Here is a 16,660-nt window from a genome sequence, read left to right on the forward strand (position 1 = left end):
CTCCAATAATCCGTTTTCAGTCGTTCACCGCATTGACGCAGTCAGCAACAGAAAGGTGACTGATCCCCCGTGTTCACTTGCCTGGCAGCGTCAGGCCAGGAAGTCGATCAAGGACTTCGAGACCAGCTCCGGGTCTTCTTCGCACAGCCAGTGCAGTGCCTTGTCCACGGTGATGATGCCGCGGATGTCCGTCGCGATCTGCGGCAGTGTGTTCTCGAACCACGGGCGGGACGTTGCCGCGATCAACCCCAGCAGCGGCATGGTGACCTTGGCGTAGGTCGTCATGTCCGCGATGTCCTCATGGACCGCCTGGTACCACCCGTTCGAGGCCCGGATCGCGTCCGGGTCGTCATACCACGAGGTGTAGACCCTGCGGTCCGCGTCGGTGACGTTGTCCTGGTTCCGCAGACCGATGCCGTAGTGCCAGTCGATCAGGTACCTCGACCGGCCCTGCAACAGTTGGCCGGGTAGCTCCTTCACCTGGTTGAAGGCCCACCACCACATGTGCACGCCGGCACCGGGCTTGGTCAGCATCGGCAGGTCGTAGAGGGTCGGGTCAGGGTGCAGGACGTCCAGCAGAGCGAGGCGGCGGGTCGCCGCCACATGGTTGGCCGCGAAACTGAAGGCGACCATCGCCCCGATGTCGTGCCCGGCAATGTTCACCTGCCGGTACCCGAGGCTGCGGACCAGCTCGTAGATGTCGCGGGCCATCGTCTTCTTGTCGTAGCCGCCCGCCGGGCGCTCCGAGGCACCCATGCCGCGGATGTCGACGACGATCACTCGATAGTGCTGAGCGAGCAGCGGCATCACCTTGTGATAGCTCCACCAGGTCGCCGGCCAGCCCGGCACCAGCACCAGCGGCTCACCCCTGCCACCGGCGACGTAGTGCAGTCGTACGCCATTTACCTGTGCGAAGTGGCTGTGGAAGTCGCCGTCCAACCGACTGGCCAGCGTCTCGTCGTCGATCCCCTTCGACGGTCGCTGATCCACCGCACCGACCGCGTCGCTGCCGGCAGACGCTGCCGCGACCGAGGCGATTCCGGCGGCCAGCGCTGCGCCCGCACCGACGGTGAGGGCCCTTCTCCTGTTCATTTCCATCTCGGGTTGCTCCTGGTTCGTCAGTCGAGGACGGGGAAGTTGGCGTTGAAGAGGTTGTGCGGATCCCGGGCGCGCTTGAGCTCGTGGAGCCTCGCGAGGGCCGGCTCGGAGAACGCCTGCGCCGCCTCCTCTCCCGGCGCCAGGAACGTGTACGGCTTGCGTCCGCTGACGGCGGCTGCCTTGCCACGTTGCGGGTCACGGGCGCTGATGATGGCGCAGATTCCACGCTCACTCAGCACACGTGCTGTCTCGTAGCCGATGCCCTGACTGGAACCGCTGACGAGAGCTGTCGGACCACCGGTGCCGCCCGCACCGGTAGCGACACTCTTGATTCCATCCAGATTCCTTCGGAAGACGTTCGCTGTCGTCGACCGGAACCCCCGGTCCTCGCTGCTCTGACGCACCCCGGCGGACGAAGGTGACATCGCCGATCGCCAACCGCTCCGCGATCGTGGGCCGCGTCCAGTCACCTTGCTCCGGTTTGATCCGTCAGCTCTGTGAGAGGGAACAAAGAAGGGTGAACGATGGACAAGCAAGAGTTCCTGGCCGACGGGTTCGAGGCGCATCGGCCTCATCTGAAGGCCGTCGCGTATCGGATGCTCGGCTCATTGAGCGAGGCCGACGATGCCGTTCAGGAGGCGTGGCTGCGGCTGAATCGGACCGACACCAGCGATGTGCAGAACCTGGGCGGCTGGTTGACCACCGTGGTGGGCCGGGTCTGTCTGGATCTGCTCCGCCGGCGGAACGCCCGCCGGGAGGCGCCGTACGAGACGCAGCTGCCGGACCCGATCGTGAGCCGTCAGGAAACCATCAACCCCGAGGACGAGGTCCTGATCGCCGATTCGGTCGGCTTGGCGTTGCTCGTGGTTCTGGAGTCGCTCGGACCTGCCGAACGGCTCGCCTTCGTCTTGCACGACCTGTTCGGCGTGCCGTTCGAGGAGATCGCGACGATCCTCCAGCGCTCGGTTCCCGCGTCCAAGCAGTTGGCCAGTCGCGCCCGCCGCCGGGTGCGCACCTCCGCTCCGGCGCCCGATCCCGACCTGGCCCTGCAACGACGAGTGGTCGAAGCGTTCCAGGCCGCATCCCGCGACGGGGACTTCGCCGCGCTGGTCGCGTTGCTCCACCCCGACGTTGTCCTGCGCGCCGACCGCGGCCTGATCGCGGGCGCCGGCTGGACCGAGATCCGCGGAGCCGCCGCGGTGGCCGGCCAGGCCCTCACGTTCCGGCGCCTGTCCGCCTTCCCGCTGCCGGTCCTTGTCAACGGCAACGCCGGCGTGATCACAGTGGCCGACGGCCAGCCGATGGCGGTGATGAGCTTCACGATCACCGGCGGCAAGGTGATCGCGATCGACATCCTGGCCGATCCCGCGCGGCTGCGGAAGCTCGACATCGACGTACTTTGCGGAGACTGAGGGCCGGCGATACCTCGGTGCGGCCGCTCGGCCTCGTCGCGTTCACGGCGGCTTCTATTCCCTCCGCCCAGCCACACCAGGACAGACGCTGCGCCGGCAAGCGGGCACTCAGCGGGTGGCTGAGGCAGACGGGGACATCGCGGCACTGTGGCGCCTTTCCGCCGGGTCGTGGCGGTTACGCGGCCAGCAGGCAGATGCCGAGCGCTGTCAACATGAGCACTTTGGTGGCCTCGAAGGCGACGTAGTAGAGGTGGACCGTCGAGCGGGGTGGGCTCTCGCCGGCGAGGACGTGGTTGGAGCGCCGGTTGAGTCGGGGCCGGATGACGATGAGTTGTCCGGCCAGTATGACGAGGATCGCCGCGGTGAGAGCCGCTACCGGGCCGGTCGGCCGTCCCAGGACGATCGCCGCCAGGGCCATCAGCGCTAAAGCGAGCTCGGCGCGGTTGAGTGCACGGAAGACGATGCGTCCGATGCCGAGCCCGATGGGGATGGTGACGCCTGGGGCACGGAACTTGAGCGGCGCCTCCAGGAAGGAGATCGCCAGCACCATACCTAGCCAGATGAAGGTGGCGGCACCGGCTACAGCGGCTGATGCGGCGTTCATTCTTCCTCCTGGATCCGTGGTGTTGCCGCCCACGTTCACATGAGCGTGGCGAGTCCCGGCCGGATGGGCAACGTTGCCGAAGGCCCCTAGTAGCCCGCATCAGGGCACTAGGCGGCCGGCCAGCTCGCGAGTCGGCCGACGAATTCGGGGGGCGAGGCGACGATCATCATGACGGCGGGTTCGCTGCCCGGGTTGGTCAGGCTGACTCGTTCTCCGGCGGCGAGGTGCGCGACCGCGCCGGGGGCGAGTCTGTGCAGCTGATCGCCTTGCCGCAGTTCGATCGAGCCTGACAGATGGATCAGAACAATCTCGGACTGACCGTGGTCGTGTTCGGGCAGGCCGCCGCCCGGCGGGATCCACACCTGGACCATGGCGATGTTGTCGGAGGTCTCGGCGGCCACGAGGACCTCCATGGTCGGGCCTCCGGGGATGGGCGCCCGGCGCCGCGGCGTGGTGCCGATCCTGGTGAGGTACATCATGCGCTCCTGCTGCGGCGCTGCTTGGGACGCTTGCCCGCCGCCTGGCTGCGAGTGGGGGAGAGATGAACGAGGCAGGCATCGGGCTCGGCGAAGGGCTCTAGGCTGGTCGCCGCGATCGGTGCGTGGATCTCGCTGAGGGCGCCCTGCATCAGGCCGAGATGCAAGGGACACAGGGTGGCGGAGTACTCCTCGGCGAGTTCGAGGAAAGGGCAATGTCGAAGTCTGATGCGGCCGGCCTCCCTGGCGGGCTCGGGGGCGAAGCCCAGTTCGGTCATCATCGCGGTCAGTCGTTGTGTGGCCTCGGCGGCGTCGGTCTGGTGGAACGGGGCGACCTGCTCGACGAGGTAGCCGCCCCAGCTGCGGCCCGCGGCCTCGGCCGCGGCGCCCGGATCGGGACTCGTGGACAACTGGCCAAGGAGGATCTCGGCCAGCAGGTGGTACTGACGCCGTCCACCACGGTCCATCCCAGGATGGGATGTATGGACGGCTCGAGGCCGGCCCCGCCCGGATGGCTCCTCGAGTCTGCGGTCGACCAGCCCTTGGGTCACCAGTGCGTCGAGGTGGAAGCGGGCCGTGTTGGGGTGGATGCCGAGCCGTTCGGCGAGTTCAGTGACACCCAGAGGATCCTCGGAGACTCGCAGTGCTTCGAGTATCGCGGTCCGGCGTGGGCTCTCGCCGTCGTTCTGGTCAGGTCTGGCCATGGTGGTCAGCTTGCCTGATCCTGCGGCGGCAGGGCCGCGATGAGGGGATGGTCGTGGCGGATGGCGCCTACCTTGAAGGCCCCGCCGGGTGATCCGATGTCGTCGAAGAATCCTGCGTTCGCGGCCTGGTAGTCCTTCCACTGCTCGGGCAGGTCGTCCTCGTAGAAGATGGCCTCGACCGGACACACCGGCTCGCACGCGCCACAGTCGATGCATTCGTCCGGGTGGATGTACAGGGAGCGTCCGCCCTCGTAGATGCAGTCGACCGGGCACTCCTCGACGCACGCCAGGTCCTTCACGTCGACACATGGCATCGCTATCACGTAGGTCACAGCTGGACTCCTCGTCAGACGCTTGTAATTAATACAAATACCACATGTAATAATCATTCGGAACAGCGATGTGAGGAGAGTGGCACCATGCCGGCTGCGGAGATCTTCATCCGGGCGACCGAGACTGACCCGGATGTCATCGCTCGAAGTGTGGTCCGTGAGGCCCATGAGCGGTTGCGGGCTGGTCTGGCGGAGCTGACCAATGCGCATCCGGTTGCCGGCGGCGATCAGTTCGCGTCTGCGGAGCTGGTCGACTTCTGCCTTCATGAGCTGCGCCCCTATTTGGTAGCTGCCGGGCGGGACCTGTATGCACCTGCGGCCGAAGCTGCTGATACGCGTCTGCTGGTGGATGCTCTTCGGATCGGGTCCGTGGCGCTCAACGCCCAGATCGACGATCTGGCTGCGGCCGGCGCGGTCGATGCGTTCCGGATCAGCGTGGCGATCGCGGCGGCGCTGAATGTTCACCTCCAGATCGAGGAGTCGGTATTGCTCCCCGCGCTGACCGGGATGCGTAGCGTGGATCCTTCGCTGCTGGCCGCAGACCTGCGGGCCTGTCTCGCGGGGGAGCAGGCGGAGGAGTCGACGGTGATCGACGTTCGGAAGATCGCGCGCGGTGGACGTCATCCGCGGGTCTTCGCCCGTTATGCCGGCCTGGCGGCCGGCGAGGCGTTCATCCTGGTCAACAGTCACGATCCCAAGCCTTTGCGCCAAGAGTTCGAGGCCATCCACTCCGGCGCGTTCAGCTGGGACTATTTGCAGACCGGTCCCGAGGAATGGCGGGTCCGGATCGGGCGGGTGGCCGTCGATGACTGAGGAGTCGCGCGAACCCCGCGCGGGGGCGACTGCGGCGGATCAGCCGGCGGTGCGGATCCTTGCAAACTTGCGTGAGCTCGTCGAGGACCCGCGCGTATCGAGAGGTGCCCGGTGGACGCTGTCTGAACCAGGGCGACAACTGGACGCAAACCTCATCCATCTGCGTCCTGGACAGCGCGTCGACACCCACACCGAACCGGACCTCGATGTGCTACTCGTCACCGTCGCGGGCGCCGGCACCGTCGGCACACCGGACGGCCTGCGATCACTTGCCGAGGGCAACCTCGTCTGGTTGCCGCACGGTTCGACCCGCAACATCACCGCCGGCGTCGATGGACTGTCCTACCTGACAGTCCATCGCCGCCGTCCTGGCTTGCAGATCAAGAAGCGGCCGGAGCATTAGCTCGACCACTGCGACGGCAACTACCTGAGCGAGCGGACGAATTCACGGACGTCGCCCAGCAGCAGGTCGGGTGCCTCCATCGCCGCGAAGTGACCGCCACGCTCGAATTCGGTCCACCGCACGATGGTGTCGGTCTTCTCGGCGAATCGGCGAATCGCCACGTCGGTGGGGAAGACCGCTACTGCTGTCGGCACGGTCGAGCGCGCTGTAGGGGCCCAGGCGGCGGCGTCGTGGAACCGTTCGTAGTACGAGTTGGCCGACGACATCGCAGTACGGGTGAACCAGTAGATGCTGACGTTCGTCAGCAGCCTGTCGCGATCGACCGCATCGTCGGGGAGTTCGGCCTTCGGGTCGGTCCAGTCCTTGAACTTCTCCGCGATCCAAGCGAGCTGCGCGACGGGCGAGTCCATCAGTCCGTACGACACCGTCAGCGGCCGGGTGCCTTGGATCTGCATGTACCCGGATTTGTCGTCCTGGAAGTCCTTGAACGCGGCGAGTCGCCCTCGTTCGGACTCGGTGAGCGCGGCCATGTCTTCCGGATCGCCAGTCGGGAAGGTGACGTGCGCGTTGAGGTGGATCCCGATCACCTGGTCCGGAGCGAGCCGCCCGAGCGCCGGCAGGATGAACGCGCCCACGTCGCCACCCTGCGCGGCGTACCGTTCGTAGCCGAGCCGGTTCATCAGTACGGCAAAGGCGGCGGCGGTGCGTCCGTCGGTCCAACCGGTCTTGGAGATCGGGCCTGAGAAGCCGTGCCCGGGATGGGATGGGATCACCACGTGGAAGGCGTCGGCCTCGTCGCCGCCATGCGCGACCGGGTTGGTCAGCGGGCCGATCAGATCGAGGAACTCAACGACCGAGCCCGGCCAGCCGTGCACAAGCAGGAGGGGGGTCGCGCTGTCGACGGCCGACCGGACGTGCAGGAAATGGATGTCCTCTCCGTCGATGGTGGTCACGAACTGCGGATGGCTGTTCAGCTCGGCCTCGTGCTTGCGCCAGTCGTACGACGCAGTCCAGTAGTCCGCGAGCTCCCTCAGGTACACCGTCGGTACTCCGCGTTCCCAGCCGGATCCGGAAAGCTCTGCCCAGCGGGTGCGGATGAGCCGATAGTGGAGGTCGTCGATGTCGGCCTGCGGGATGTCGATGCGGAAGGGGCGGATGTCCGTGTTGTTCTCCATCTTTCCACTCTAGAATCGAAGCAGGACAGCTTCGGTCCTCTTTCGGTGGCAGAATTCAGGTCATGATCGAGACCTCTGGGCGGCTACTCAGGCTGCTGTCGTTGTTGCAGTCGCAGCGGGACTGGACCGGCGTGCAACTCGCTGAGCGGCTCGATGTGACGGTCCGGACGGTGCGTCGCGACGTCGACAAGCTCCGCAATCTGGGTTATCCGGTGAATGCGACGCTGGGTGTTGCCGGGGGTTACCAACTGGGAGCGGGTGCGCAACTGCCGCCGCTGCTGCTGGACGACGACGAGGCCGTCGCGGTGGCGGTCGGTTTGCGGACCGCGGCCGGCGGCACCGTTGCGGGCATTGCGGAGACCTCGCTGCGTGCCCTGGCCAAGCTCGAACAGGTGCTGCCATCGCGGCTCCGCCATCGGGTGAACTCCCTGCAGCAGGTGACGATTCCACTGGTCGGTGGTGCACCGACGGTCGACCCGGAGGTGCTGACCGCGGTCGCGGCTGTCTGCCGGGACCATGAGCGGCTGCGGTTCGACTACCAGGACAAAGTCGGTGCGTCGACCGTCCGCACTACTGAGCCCCACCGGCTGGTCCATACCGGTCGTCGCTGGTACCTCGTTGCCTGGGACATCGATCGTGACGACTGGCGGACCTTCCGGGTGGACCGGATGTCCCCGCGCAGCCCGACCGGTCCGCGGTTCAAGGCGCGCGATCTGTCGGACGAGGACGTCGCGCGGCTCACTTCGACCAGCATCTCGACCTCGGTCTACCGCGTTCAGGGCCGCTTCGTCCTGCACTCACCGGCAGCGGAGGTGCATGAGGTGGTTCCGCCGACGGCGGGCGTGGTGGAGCCGATCGACGACCGCACCTGCCGGTTGATCGTCGGCTCGCCGTCCCTTGAACAGCTGGCGGTCTGGATCGCGCTGCTCGGCTTCGATTTCGACATCGAGGAACCGGCCGAGCTGCACGATGTGATCGGGTCCATCGTCGCCCGTCTCAACCGGGCCTCACCAGCGGCGAGGCAGGCCCGGCCGCGGCGCTGAGGCCTCCTTGCGCCTCCCACGCGGCCACAGTGCTGTCAGCCGGCGCTGAGTGTGTCCGAGCCTCGCCTTCCTGGCCAGGGCGGAGGCGGTGGGCTGGTGCGATCGCGGGTTGTGGGGAGCCAGCTGGCGAGCACCTCACGATGGGATCGAAGCAGGTGCACCCGAACCACGTCGATGCGGCGTACGGCGTCACGGCGCAGGCCGAGCATCGGCAGTGCGAGGCGGACTTGCTGGATTGCCATCGCTGTGGGCACAGGGCCATGGATTCGAAGTGAGATCTCGCTGTCACCGTCAACGAAGAACAGGACAGAACGCAGCCGCAATGGTCCTGGCAGCTTTCGAGCAGCACGGCGCATCGCGTACAGGTCAGAGCCGGACGGTGGCCAGCCGGATCGCACCCGCACAATCACGTCGTACCGGGCCATATTCGATCATGCGTCGGGTCGCTCCCCGAGGTCCAGTGCTGGCGTTGTCAAGGCTAGGTAACGACGGCGGAACCCCGCAGGTCAGAAGACGTAGAAGGCCGAGACGATCATCGGGAGCGTTCCGATGACGAGCCAGGGGGACAGCAGGGAGCGCTGGAAGATGAGGAGGACGCCGGCAGCCGTGGCGATGCCGACCACGCCGGACATCACCCAGAGGCCCACGCCGGAGGAGTGCTTGATCTGTTCCAGGTGGGGGCTGTAGGCCGCGAGGGCGAGTGTCGGGGATCCGCCGATGTGGATGAGGATGACCGAGACGACCCATCGCTGGACGGTCTCGATCTTCATTCCCCGCCGCTTCGACGGGTGGCTGCGCAAGGCCGGCCGGTGTGGCCCCGGCTGGCGCTCGAGGTGCTGGTTCACAGGTCATTCCCGGCGTAGGAGAGGTTGAAGCTCTTGTTGGTGAGGGGAAAGTCGGGGACGATCGTGTCGGCCAACGCGACCGGCAACGCCGGCCAGTTGAAGAACGAGGGGTCGACGATCTTCAGTCTGGACACCGTGCCGTCAGGGGCCATTTCGACGCGATGGGCGATGGTGCCGCGCCATCCTTCGACGAGGCCGAGCCCCGAGATGCGTCCGGCCTGAAGCCAGGTCGGCTTGGGTGTGTCCGCACTCGTGGGTGGCTGAGTGCGGAGGAGTTCGATGATCAGCGACACGGAGGCCTGTACTTCGTCGGCGCGGGTGAGGAAGCGGGCGAGGACGTCGCCGTCGCTGTGGTTGGGGACATCAGCAGCCGTGGTGGCCAGGGTGATGGGATGGTCCAGGCGGGCGTCTTGCCGGAGTCCGCTCGCGCGGGCGACATAGCCAAGGGTGCCGATGTCATGGGCTTGTTCCGCGCTCAGGACGGCGGTACCGGTCATCCGGTCCAGGACGACGCTGTTCTCGAGGGCGATGTCGACGACCTGCTGGATGTCGGCGGCGATGGCTGACAATTGAGCCGGATCGGGCAACGCCAGGAGGTGGACTCCGCCGGGCACGATCGCGCCGCGGAGCAGCCGGTGGCCGGTGACTTGCTTGTTGAGACGCAGCAACTGCTCGCGTATCCGCAATGCGTGAGCGTTGATGATGCCGTAACCGACATCGTTGCAGAGGGCCCCGATATCGGCGATGTGGTTGTAGAGCCGCTCCAGCTCGAGTAGTACCGAACGCAGAATGGACGCGGGACCCGAGACCGGCCAGTCGCGTGCTTCTTCGATGGCAAGACAGTAGGCCAGCGCGTGGCCGACTGCGGTGTCGCCCGAGATTCGCTCGGCGAGTGGCAGCACGTCGGCCGGCAGCCGGCCCTCGGCGAGCTTCTCGATGCCCTTGTGGGTGAACCACAGACGAGCCTTGAGTTTGAGGATGGTCTCGCCGACGACGGAGAAGCGGAAGTGGCCTGGTTCGATCAATCCGGCGTGGATCGGGCCGACCGGTATCTCATACACACCGGGTCCGGCGACGGTCAGGAACGGGTACGGCTCGTCAGGTGAACCGAACGCGGGAGCCGCGCCGGCGTCGTGGCGCATCGGGTGCCATTCGGTCGGCCAGTGCTGGTGCAGCACCAGCCGTTGCGGCAGGGGATGGTTCAGTACTTCGATGCCGTACAGGTCGGACAGTTCGCGTTCGAACCGTCCAGCTGGGAACGACAACCCGGCCAGGCTGGGGATCTGTGGTCTCGCGTGGTTCGTGCTCAAGATCAGCTCGACACGTCGGTCGGGTTGGCCGGCCGTGAACAGGTAGACGACGCGAAAGCTGTCGAGGTCGTCGTGAGCGGCAATCAGTGCCAGTCGGTGGCCATCGGCCAGCAGGGCGCCGGCCCGGTCCAGAAGGTCGGCCGCGGTGACGGGTATTTGTCGCCGGTTGGGGTAGGAGCGTTGGTCCGCCAACTGGCGTGGGCGCGGAGTCCTGCCGACCTGAGTCATGGAGTTCCCGCAATCAGACTGGCGCTGTGCAGCAGCGGGCCCAACGGCCAGTCGACGATGCCTAGCATCGCGACGACACCGAGTCCAGCGATGATCGGGGCCGCAGTGGCGAACGGCAGTGCCGCAAGGGTGCGAACGGTTGGACGCGGCTGCGTGGCGGGTTCGCCGAACAACATTCCGCTGGCTTTGACCGCGATAGCGACGAACACCATGAGCAAGAGGACGAGCATCACAGCCATCGCCCAGCCGAGCCCCGCGGTCAATCCGGCCCGTACGAGCCCGACTTCGCTGAAGAACAAGCTGAAGGGCGGCAATCCGAGTAGGGCGGCGAGACCCAGTGCGAAGGCGCCGCCCAGCACTGGCGCCCGAGTGAGCAGGCCGCGCACCTCGGCGATCGACGTGGTTCCGGTCCGGGACAGGATCTCGCCCGCGCCACAGAACAGCGTTGCTTTGCTGATGCCGTGTCCGACTATGTGCAGCAGGGCCGCTGCGATCGCGAGGCGTGTTCCGATGGCTACGCCGATGATCACCAGCGCCATGTGCTCGATGCTGGAGTAGGCCAGGAGACGCTTGTAGTCCCGTTGGGTGATGAGCAGAGATGCGGCCAGCAGTAGGGACGCGAGCGCGATGGTCAGCAGTAGGGCCCGGACGAACTCCGGACTGATGCTGGCGATGGCGATGACGCGGTACCGCAGCAGCGCGTAGACCGCGACCGGGAGCAGCACGCCGGACATCAGCGCGGATACGGGTGCGGGCGCTTGGCTGTGCGCGTCGGGGAGCCAGCTGTGCAAGGGCACCAGGCCAGCTTTGGTGCCGAAGCCGAGCACGAGCAGCGCGAATGCCAGTCTCATCACGCCGGGATCGAGATCTTCGGCGTGGGCGGAGAGTTGGGTCCAGTCGAGGCTGCCGTGTTCGGCGACGCCGGCCTGCTGGGCGGCATAGTGGACCAGCACCGTACCGAGGTAGGCCAAGGCGATGCCGACAGAGCAGATGATGACGTACTTCCAGGTTGCTTCCAGTGCAGCGCGGGTGCGGCGGTGCCCGACGAGGAATGCGGTCACGATGGTGGTCGCCTCGATGGCGGCCCATAGCAGGCCGAGGTTGTTCGCAAGCACGGCGAGCACCATCGCCGCCAGGAACAACGGCACCAGGACGCTGTAGAGGTGTGCCCCGGTATCGTCGATGTGTCCGCGTTCGAGTTCGCCCTCGAGGTGGCCGAGGCCGGCGCAGGTGGCGATGATTCCGACGGCGCCGATGACGATCAGCATCAGGGCGGTGAGCGCGTCGACGCGCAACCAGTTGCCGATGGTCAGGGCGGTGCCGTCAACAGTCCGGGTAGCGGCTGTGATGCCGGTGGCCAGGATGATCCCGGCCGCGCCGATGGTGACGAGTCCGGTTGCCAGGCGCCACCGTAGTACTGCGGCCGTCGCCGCGGCGGCCAACGGCGCAAGGAGTGGAGCAACGACCAGTACGGCGTCGGCCGCGCCGCTCCCGGTGGTGAGGGCGGGGATCATCGGGGTCTCGTCTCGTTCATGGTCTGGTCCATGCTCAGTCGTGGAGGTCGCGTAGTTCGTCGATGTCGGTGCCGCCGAAGGTCAGCCGCACTCGGGCGGCGAGGACTTGCAGAACGAGCACGATCAGCAGTACGTCAAGAGACACGGCCAGCTCGACCACGCCGGGGACCCCACCGGTGAGGAGGAATGCAGTGGTCGCGATTCCGTTGTCCAGCAGCAGGAATCCGACGATCTGTGACAACGCCCGGCGCCGCGTCACCAGGACGAAGAAGCCGATCAGCACCATTGCGAAGCCCACCGGCACTGCCTGGGTCTCGATCGACGGTGCCAGCCGGACCAGTGGGCGGCTGATGCCGTAGGCAACGAGGGTGAGTACAGCCGCGGTGAGGATCGAGGCGGTGACGTTGATGAGCGGTTCGGTCTCGCGCGCTTCGGCGCTGTCACGCAGTACCCGGCGGAGGATTCCGGGAATGAGCAGCGCTTTGAGCGCGACAACCTCAGCTGCGACGACGACAAGTTCGATGCTGTCGCGCTCGATCGCGAGCAGCAACGCGACGACGGCCATCAGTGTGCCTTGGACGATGAGGAGCCGAACGATGGCCGACAACTCGCGCCGCCAGAGAACCAGCACAGAGGACAGCAGCAAACCACCCACAGCCAGGTACAGCAGCTGCACGTACAAGCCGTTGCTCATCGGAGCAGTCTCCTTTCGGCGCTCATCAGGCGAGGAAGAACGACGAAGACACGGCCAGGACGCCGAACAGGAACGACCCGGCAAGCAATTCCGGGACACGGAAGAGGCGCAGCTTTGCCATGAACACCTCTGCCGTGGCGAGCGCGACAGCAAGGATGGCCACCTTGCCGACGAACACAGCCGCCCCGATCCCCAGTGCCGACGGTGAGGCGCTGGTCGCCACGCCCCAGGGTAGGAACAGGTTGGCCCAGAGTCCGAGGAGAACGGTCAGCCGCAGTGCGGCTGCGAGCTCGATCGTGGCCAGGTCGCGTCCGGAGTACTCCAGAACCATCGCCTCGTGGATCATGGTCAGCTCCAGGTGCGTGGACGGGTTGTCCACCGGAAGTCGGCCGGCCTCTGCGACAACGACGACCGCGAGGGCGACCGCGGCGAGCACACTCGCCGGCGAGAGGACCTGGGCGGGGTTGTCCTGGATGCGGTCGACGATCGCAGCAAGATTGGATGAATCGACCCTCGCTGACAGAGCGAAGCCGACGAGCAGAATCGTCGGTTCCGCCAGTGCCGCGACGGTGATCTCCCGGCTGGCGCCCATGCCGCCGAAGGCCGTTCCGGTGTCCAGACCGGCCAGGGCGAGTGCGACGGTGCCGAGCAGAAGCAAGGCGACAACGGCGAACAGGTCTGCGACTCGATCCAGCGGTGACGCGGTGCTGATGAATGGTCCGACTGCGGCGATTACCAGCGTCGAGGCCAGCAGGACCACCGGCGCGGCGGTGAACACCCAGCTCGAGCCCTCTGGGCTGATTGCCTCCTTGGCGAGTTGCTTGCGCAGATCCCGCCACGGCTGCCCGATGCCTGCGCCGGCACGGCCCTCCAAGCGGGCCCTGACCTGCCGCATCACGCCAACGACGTACGGCGCGACCGCGATCAGCAGGACCACCTGGAGCAGCACACCGGCCATTGCGCCCGGGGTCATGACGTCACCCCCACAACGACCAGCACGATGATGAGTCCCACCAGCCCGAACGCGAGGTACCGGTGCACGCTGCCGTTCTGCATTCGGCCGGCCAGGCGACCCCAACCGGTCGCTGCGCCGAGTAGCGGCGGATACAACGCAACTTCGACGCGATCGGCGACCTTCTGGCGGTACTGGACACTCTCGATCAGGTATCGCGACTCGGCATGGTGCGTGACGTCGATGTCCTGCTCCGGTGCGAGGACGTCGTCGAAGACTCGCGTCAGCGGTTCGGCGAAGGACGTCGCTGTGTACTCCATCCGGGGATCGAGCCGCGTGCCGCCGCAGCCCCACACCAGTGCTTTGCGACGCGGCAGCCCGCGACCGGCGATACGGAGCGTCACGACGATCACAAGTGCCGCAGCGAACAGCCCGCAGAGGATCAGTAGCGGCGACATCGAACCCGCGATCCTGGTCAGCTGCAAGGTCACTCCGCCCTGCAACGGTGCGCCGTCGCAAACCGTCGGGAAGGTGGCCGCGACCCTGTTGAGGGTCGGTCCCACAATGGCGGGGACGATCGCGAGCGCGGCACAACCGGTGGCGGCCAGCGCCATCGCCGCGCGCATGGAGACCGGGCTCTCGATGGCGTTGCCGGCGGCCATCGAGCGAGGTCGGGCGAGGAATCCGACCCCGAACGCCTTCACGAACGTCGCGACCCCCAAGCCGGCAGTCAAGGCGACGACGCCGACCGCCAGTGGCATCGCCACGGCGATCAGGACGGACGGCGATCCGGCTGCGGGCAGGCTGTGGATGAGGCCTTGCAGCAATAGCCACTCCGATACGAACCCGTTCCCTGGTGGCAGTGCGGCCGCGGCCAGTGCACCGACACCGAACAGCGCAGTGGTGATCGGCATTCTCGACACCAGGCCACCGAGGCTGTCGAGATTGCGCAACCCGGTCGAGCGCAGTACGGACCCGGCACCGAGAAAGAGCAACGTCTTGAATCCGGTGTGGTTGATCGCGTGCAGCACTGATGCTGCCAGCAACAGTGTCGCCAGCGGCCGATCACCGTCGGCCGCGAAGATCCCGGCGGCTCCGACGCCCATGAAGATCAGGCCCATGTTCTCGGTGGTCGAGTAACCGAGCAGCCGCTTCAGATCTACCGCGACGCTCGCCTGCAGTACGCCGTACAGGGCCGACACGGCGCCGGCGGCGAGAACGAGCACCCACCACCAGCGCTGTCCACCACCGAGCAGATCGAAACCGACCCGCAGGATCCCGTAGAGGCCGAGCGTCACCATTGCCGCTGACATCAGCGCCGAGACGTGACTTGGAGCTTCCGGGTGCGCCCTGGGCAGCCAGACATGCAGCGGCACGATCCCGGCCTTGGAACCGAATCCGACCAAGGCCAGCAGGAAGATCAGCGACCGCAGCGTGGTCGGCAGTTCGGCCGCACCCACCCGCAGTGCGGCGAATGAATCGCCGCCGACCTGGGAAGAGAACAACACCAGGGCGAGGAGGATCGCGACGAAGCCCGCGTGGGTCATGGACGCGTACCACGCGGCGGCGGTGCGCACCTGCGGGCGGGCGCGGTGCTCAGCCAGCACCAGCACCAGCGAGGTGAGCGCCATCAGCTCCCACAACACCAGGAACGTGGTGACGTTGCCCGCGATCGGAACCCAGACCATCGTCGTCACGAAGAGCGGTAGAACTGCTTGAACTGTCCTGGACCCTGCCCCGGATCCAGGACCATGGTCGAGCGGCGAGCCCGGGCTTGTGTACCCGATGCTGTAGATCCCGGCGATAACCGCGACCGCACCGACCAGGGCCACGAACACTCCCGAGAGAGCATCGCCCGCCACTGCCGCAGTGCCCAGTGGCAGCAGACCGGGGACCGTTGCTGAGTATGTCTGACCGTCCACCAGCGCGATGCCGGCCAGCAAGCCGCCGGCGCCACAAACGCTGGTCGACACACCAGCCACGACTGCACGAACCCGGGGACCGGTCAGGGCCGCGCCGACAGCTCCGGCCAGGGCGAAAACGGTGCCGCCCAGCAGGGCCTGTGCAACCAGGTTCATCTACCGGTCAGATCCCGCAACGCAGCGACGATCACGTCCGGCTCCGGTGGGCAGCCGCGGATCTCGACGTCCACGGGCACGATGTCACCGACTGTTCCGACGACTCCGTAACCCCCCGCGAACACACCGCAGTTGTGGGCGCAGTCACCGACGGCGACGACCCGCTTGGGTGCCGGCGTCGCCTCGAACGCCTTGCGCAGAGGGTCCTCCATATTGCGTGTCACCGGACCGGTCACCAGCAGCACGTCCGCGTGCCGTGGGGATGCGACGAGCCGGGCGCCGTAGCGTTCGGCGTCATACACCGGGCCGAACGCCGAGGCGATCTCCAGTTCGCAACCGTTGCAGGACCCGGCATCGACGTGGCGTATCTGCACAGAGCCGCGCAGTACGCCGGGATCAGCGGCCTGGTCTGAGGCGCGAGCCGGAGCCGGCTGGGCGACCCGGCCGGTCGTGAGGATCTTGCGGAACAGGCTTCTCACTTCGAGCCGCGCAGAACCCGTGCCCGACCCATTGCCTGGGCGTCCGCCTTCAGGCCGTCGAGCAGTTCGGTCCGGTCGGTCAGCACACTGGTGAGGATCACCCTCGCGACCGCCAACAGCTCGGCGACGTGTGGGCTGGTCAGCGAGTAATAGACCGCCGAGCCCTCTTTGCGGGTCGTGACCAGCCCAGCGCGCCGCAGTACGGCCAACTGCTGGGACAGGTTCGACGCTTCGAGCCCGACCTCCGGGAGGATCTCTCCCACCGACATCTCACGCTCGCTCAACAGCTCCAGAACTCGGATGCGGGCGGGATGCCCGAGGGTCTTGAAGAACTCGGCCTTCAGTTGATGCAGCGGTGTGGTCACTTCTCCTCCTTCCATCACGCACCTCTCCGCCGCGGTCCGGATGATCGTCTCCGGCAGACGACCGTGACGGATCTCATCGTCAGGGACAGGCACACGTCTTCACAGCATGCACGATGGATGGCATCATGAATTGAA

At 66.7% G+C, this 16,660-nt stretch carries 19 protein-coding genes; 4 read left to right on the forward strand and 15 right to left on the reverse strand.

Going from position 1 to position 16,660, the window contains the following annotated elements; translation table 11 throughout:
* Nucleotides 1-90: 90 nt before the first annotated feature.
* Nucleotides 91-1,098: an alpha/beta fold hydrolase gene (locus EV648_RS40550; protein WP_132301484.1), complete on the reverse strand. Its 1,008-nt coding sequence runs from the start codon at nt 1,096-1,098 to the stop codon at nt 91-93.
* Nucleotides 1,099-1,118: 20 nt separating this feature from the next.
* Nucleotides 1,119-1,337 (reverse strand): hypothetical protein, encoded by a 219-nt coding sequence (locus EV648_RS40555; protein ID WP_199235120.1) that lies wholly within the window; start codon nt 1,335-1,337, stop codon nt 1,119-1,121.
* Between the two features lie 285 nt (nt 1,338-1,622).
* Between EV648_RS40555 and EV648_RS40560 the strand changes: the two genes are divergently transcribed.
* Nucleotides 1,623-2,510, forward strand: a complete 888-nt coding sequence (locus EV648_RS40560; RefSeq protein WP_132301486.1) for a sigma-70 family RNA polymerase sigma factor — start codon at nt 1,623-1,625, stop codon at nt 2,508-2,510.
* A gap of 175 nt (nt 2,511-2,685) precedes the next feature.
* On the opposite strand, the gene EV648_RS40565 is transcribed toward EV648_RS40560, so the two are convergent.
* The 4 genes from EV648_RS40565 to fdxA form a co-directional block, all read right to left on the reverse strand.
* Complete coding sequence (locus EV648_RS40565) at nt 2,686-3,114, reverse strand: hypothetical protein (protein ID WP_132301488.1); 429 nt, start codon at nt 3,112-3,114, stop codon at nt 2,686-2,688.
* 107 nt (nt 3,115-3,221) lie between these two features.
* Nucleotides 3,222-3,515 carry a cupin domain-containing protein gene (locus EV648_RS40570; RefSeq protein ID WP_199235121.1) on the reverse strand — a complete coding sequence of 98 codons (294 nt, stop codon included), beginning with the start codon at nt 3,513-3,515 and terminating at the stop codon, nt 3,222-3,224.
* Nucleotides 3,516-3,589: 74 nt separating this feature from the next.
* Nucleotides 3,590-4,294, reverse strand: a complete 705-nt coding sequence (locus EV648_RS40575; protein ID WP_132301492.1) for a metalloregulator ArsR/SmtB family transcription factor — start codon at nt 4,292-4,294, stop codon at nt 3,590-3,592.
* A gap of 5 nt (nt 4,295-4,299) precedes the next feature.
* Nucleotides 4,300-4,626, reverse strand: coding sequence for a ferredoxin (gene fdxA / locus EV648_RS40580; protein ID WP_132301495.1), 327 nt, complete (start codon nt 4,624-4,626; stop codon nt 4,300-4,302).
* A gap of 87 nt (nt 4,627-4,713) precedes the next feature.
* Between fdxA and EV648_RS44600 the strand changes: the two genes are divergently transcribed.
* Together EV648_RS44600 and EV648_RS40590 are read left to right on the forward strand one after the other, a co-directional pair.
* The gene (locus EV648_RS44600) at nt 4,714-5,439 is read left to right on the forward strand and encodes a DUF2249 domain-containing protein (RefSeq protein ID WP_132301497.1); all 726 of its coding nucleotides are present in this window, start codon (nt 4,714-4,716) and stop codon (nt 5,437-5,439) included.
* Nucleotides 5,432-5,842 (forward strand): hypothetical protein, encoded by a 411-nt coding sequence (locus EV648_RS40590; protein ID WP_132301499.1) that lies wholly within the window; start codon nt 5,432-5,434, stop codon nt 5,840-5,842. The genes EV648_RS44600 and EV648_RS40590 overlap by 8 nt, the downstream gene beginning before the upstream one ends.
* A gap of 20 nt (nt 5,843-5,862) precedes the next feature.
* On the opposite strand, the gene EV648_RS40595 is transcribed toward EV648_RS40590, so the two are convergent.
* Complete coding sequence (locus EV648_RS40595) at nt 5,863-7,017, reverse strand: epoxide hydrolase family protein (protein ID WP_132301501.1); 1,155 nt, start codon at nt 7,015-7,017, stop codon at nt 5,863-5,865.
* A 62-nt stretch (nt 7,018-7,079) separates the two neighbouring features.
* On the opposite strand from EV648_RS40595, the gene EV648_RS40600 reads away from it, so the two are divergent.
* Nucleotides 7,080-8,060 carry a YafY family protein gene (locus EV648_RS40600; protein ID WP_132301503.1) on the forward strand — a complete coding sequence of 327 codons (981 nt, stop codon included), beginning with the start codon at nt 7,080-7,082 and terminating at the stop codon, nt 8,058-8,060.
* A 506-nt stretch (nt 8,061-8,566) separates the two neighbouring features.
* On the opposite strand, the gene EV648_RS40605 is transcribed toward EV648_RS40600, so the two are convergent.
* The 8 genes from EV648_RS40605 to EV648_RS40640 all read right to left on the reverse strand — a co-directional run bounded on the left by EV648_RS40605 (nt 8,567) and on the right by EV648_RS40640 (nt 16,525).
* The gene (locus tag EV648_RS40605) at nt 8,567-8,830 is read right to left on the reverse strand and encodes a hypothetical protein (protein ID WP_132301505.1); all 264 of its coding nucleotides are present in this window, start codon (nt 8,828-8,830) and stop codon (nt 8,567-8,569) included.
* 71 nt (nt 8,831-8,901) lie between these two features.
* Nucleotides 8,902-10,443, reverse strand: a complete 1,542-nt coding sequence (locus tag EV648_RS40610) for an NADH-quinone oxidoreductase subunit C (RefSeq protein WP_132301507.1) — start codon at nt 10,441-10,443, stop codon at nt 8,902-8,904.
* Nucleotides 10,440-11,957, reverse strand: a complete 1,518-nt coding sequence (locus EV648_RS40615; protein WP_132301509.1) for a proton-conducting transporter membrane subunit — start codon at nt 11,955-11,957, stop codon at nt 10,440-10,442. Before EV648_RS40615 ends, EV648_RS40610 begins: the two co-directional genes overlap by 4 nt.
* A 34-nt stretch (nt 11,958-11,991) precedes the next feature.
* Nucleotides 11,992-12,651 (reverse strand): hypothetical protein, encoded by a 660-nt coding sequence (locus EV648_RS40620; protein ID WP_132301511.1) that lies wholly within the window; start codon nt 12,649-12,651, stop codon nt 11,992-11,994.
* A 25-nt stretch (nt 12,652-12,676) separates the two neighbouring features.
* Complete coding sequence (locus tag EV648_RS40625) at nt 12,677-13,624, reverse strand: respiratory chain complex I subunit 1 family protein (protein ID WP_132301513.1); 948 nt, start codon at nt 13,622-13,624, stop codon at nt 12,677-12,679.
* Nucleotides 13,621-15,681 (reverse strand): proton-conducting transporter membrane subunit, encoded by a 2,061-nt coding sequence (locus tag EV648_RS40630; protein ID WP_132301515.1) that lies wholly within the window; start codon nt 15,679-15,681, stop codon nt 13,621-13,623. The genes EV648_RS40625 and EV648_RS40630 overlap by 4 nt, the downstream gene beginning before the upstream one ends.
* Nucleotides 15,678-16,160, reverse strand: a complete 483-nt coding sequence (locus tag EV648_RS40635) for an NADH-quinone oxidoreductase subunit B family protein (protein ID WP_132301517.1) — start codon at nt 16,158-16,160, stop codon at nt 15,678-15,680. Before EV648_RS40635 ends, EV648_RS40630 begins: the two co-directional genes overlap by 4 nt.
* Nucleotides 16,157-16,525 carry a helix-turn-helix transcriptional regulator gene (locus EV648_RS40640; protein ID WP_132301519.1) on the reverse strand — a complete coding sequence of 123 codons (369 nt, stop codon included), beginning with the start codon at nt 16,523-16,525 and terminating at the stop codon, nt 16,157-16,159. Before EV648_RS40640 ends, EV648_RS40635 begins: the two co-directional genes overlap by 4 nt.
* Nucleotides 16,526-16,660: the final 135 nt, after the last annotated feature.

It is taken from the genome of Kribbella sp. VKM Ac-2568 (genome assembly GCF_004345365.1).
In the GTDB taxonomy this organism is placed as follows: Bacteria; Actinomycetota; Actinomycetes; order Propionibacteriales; family Kribbellaceae; genus Kribbella; species Kribbella orskensis.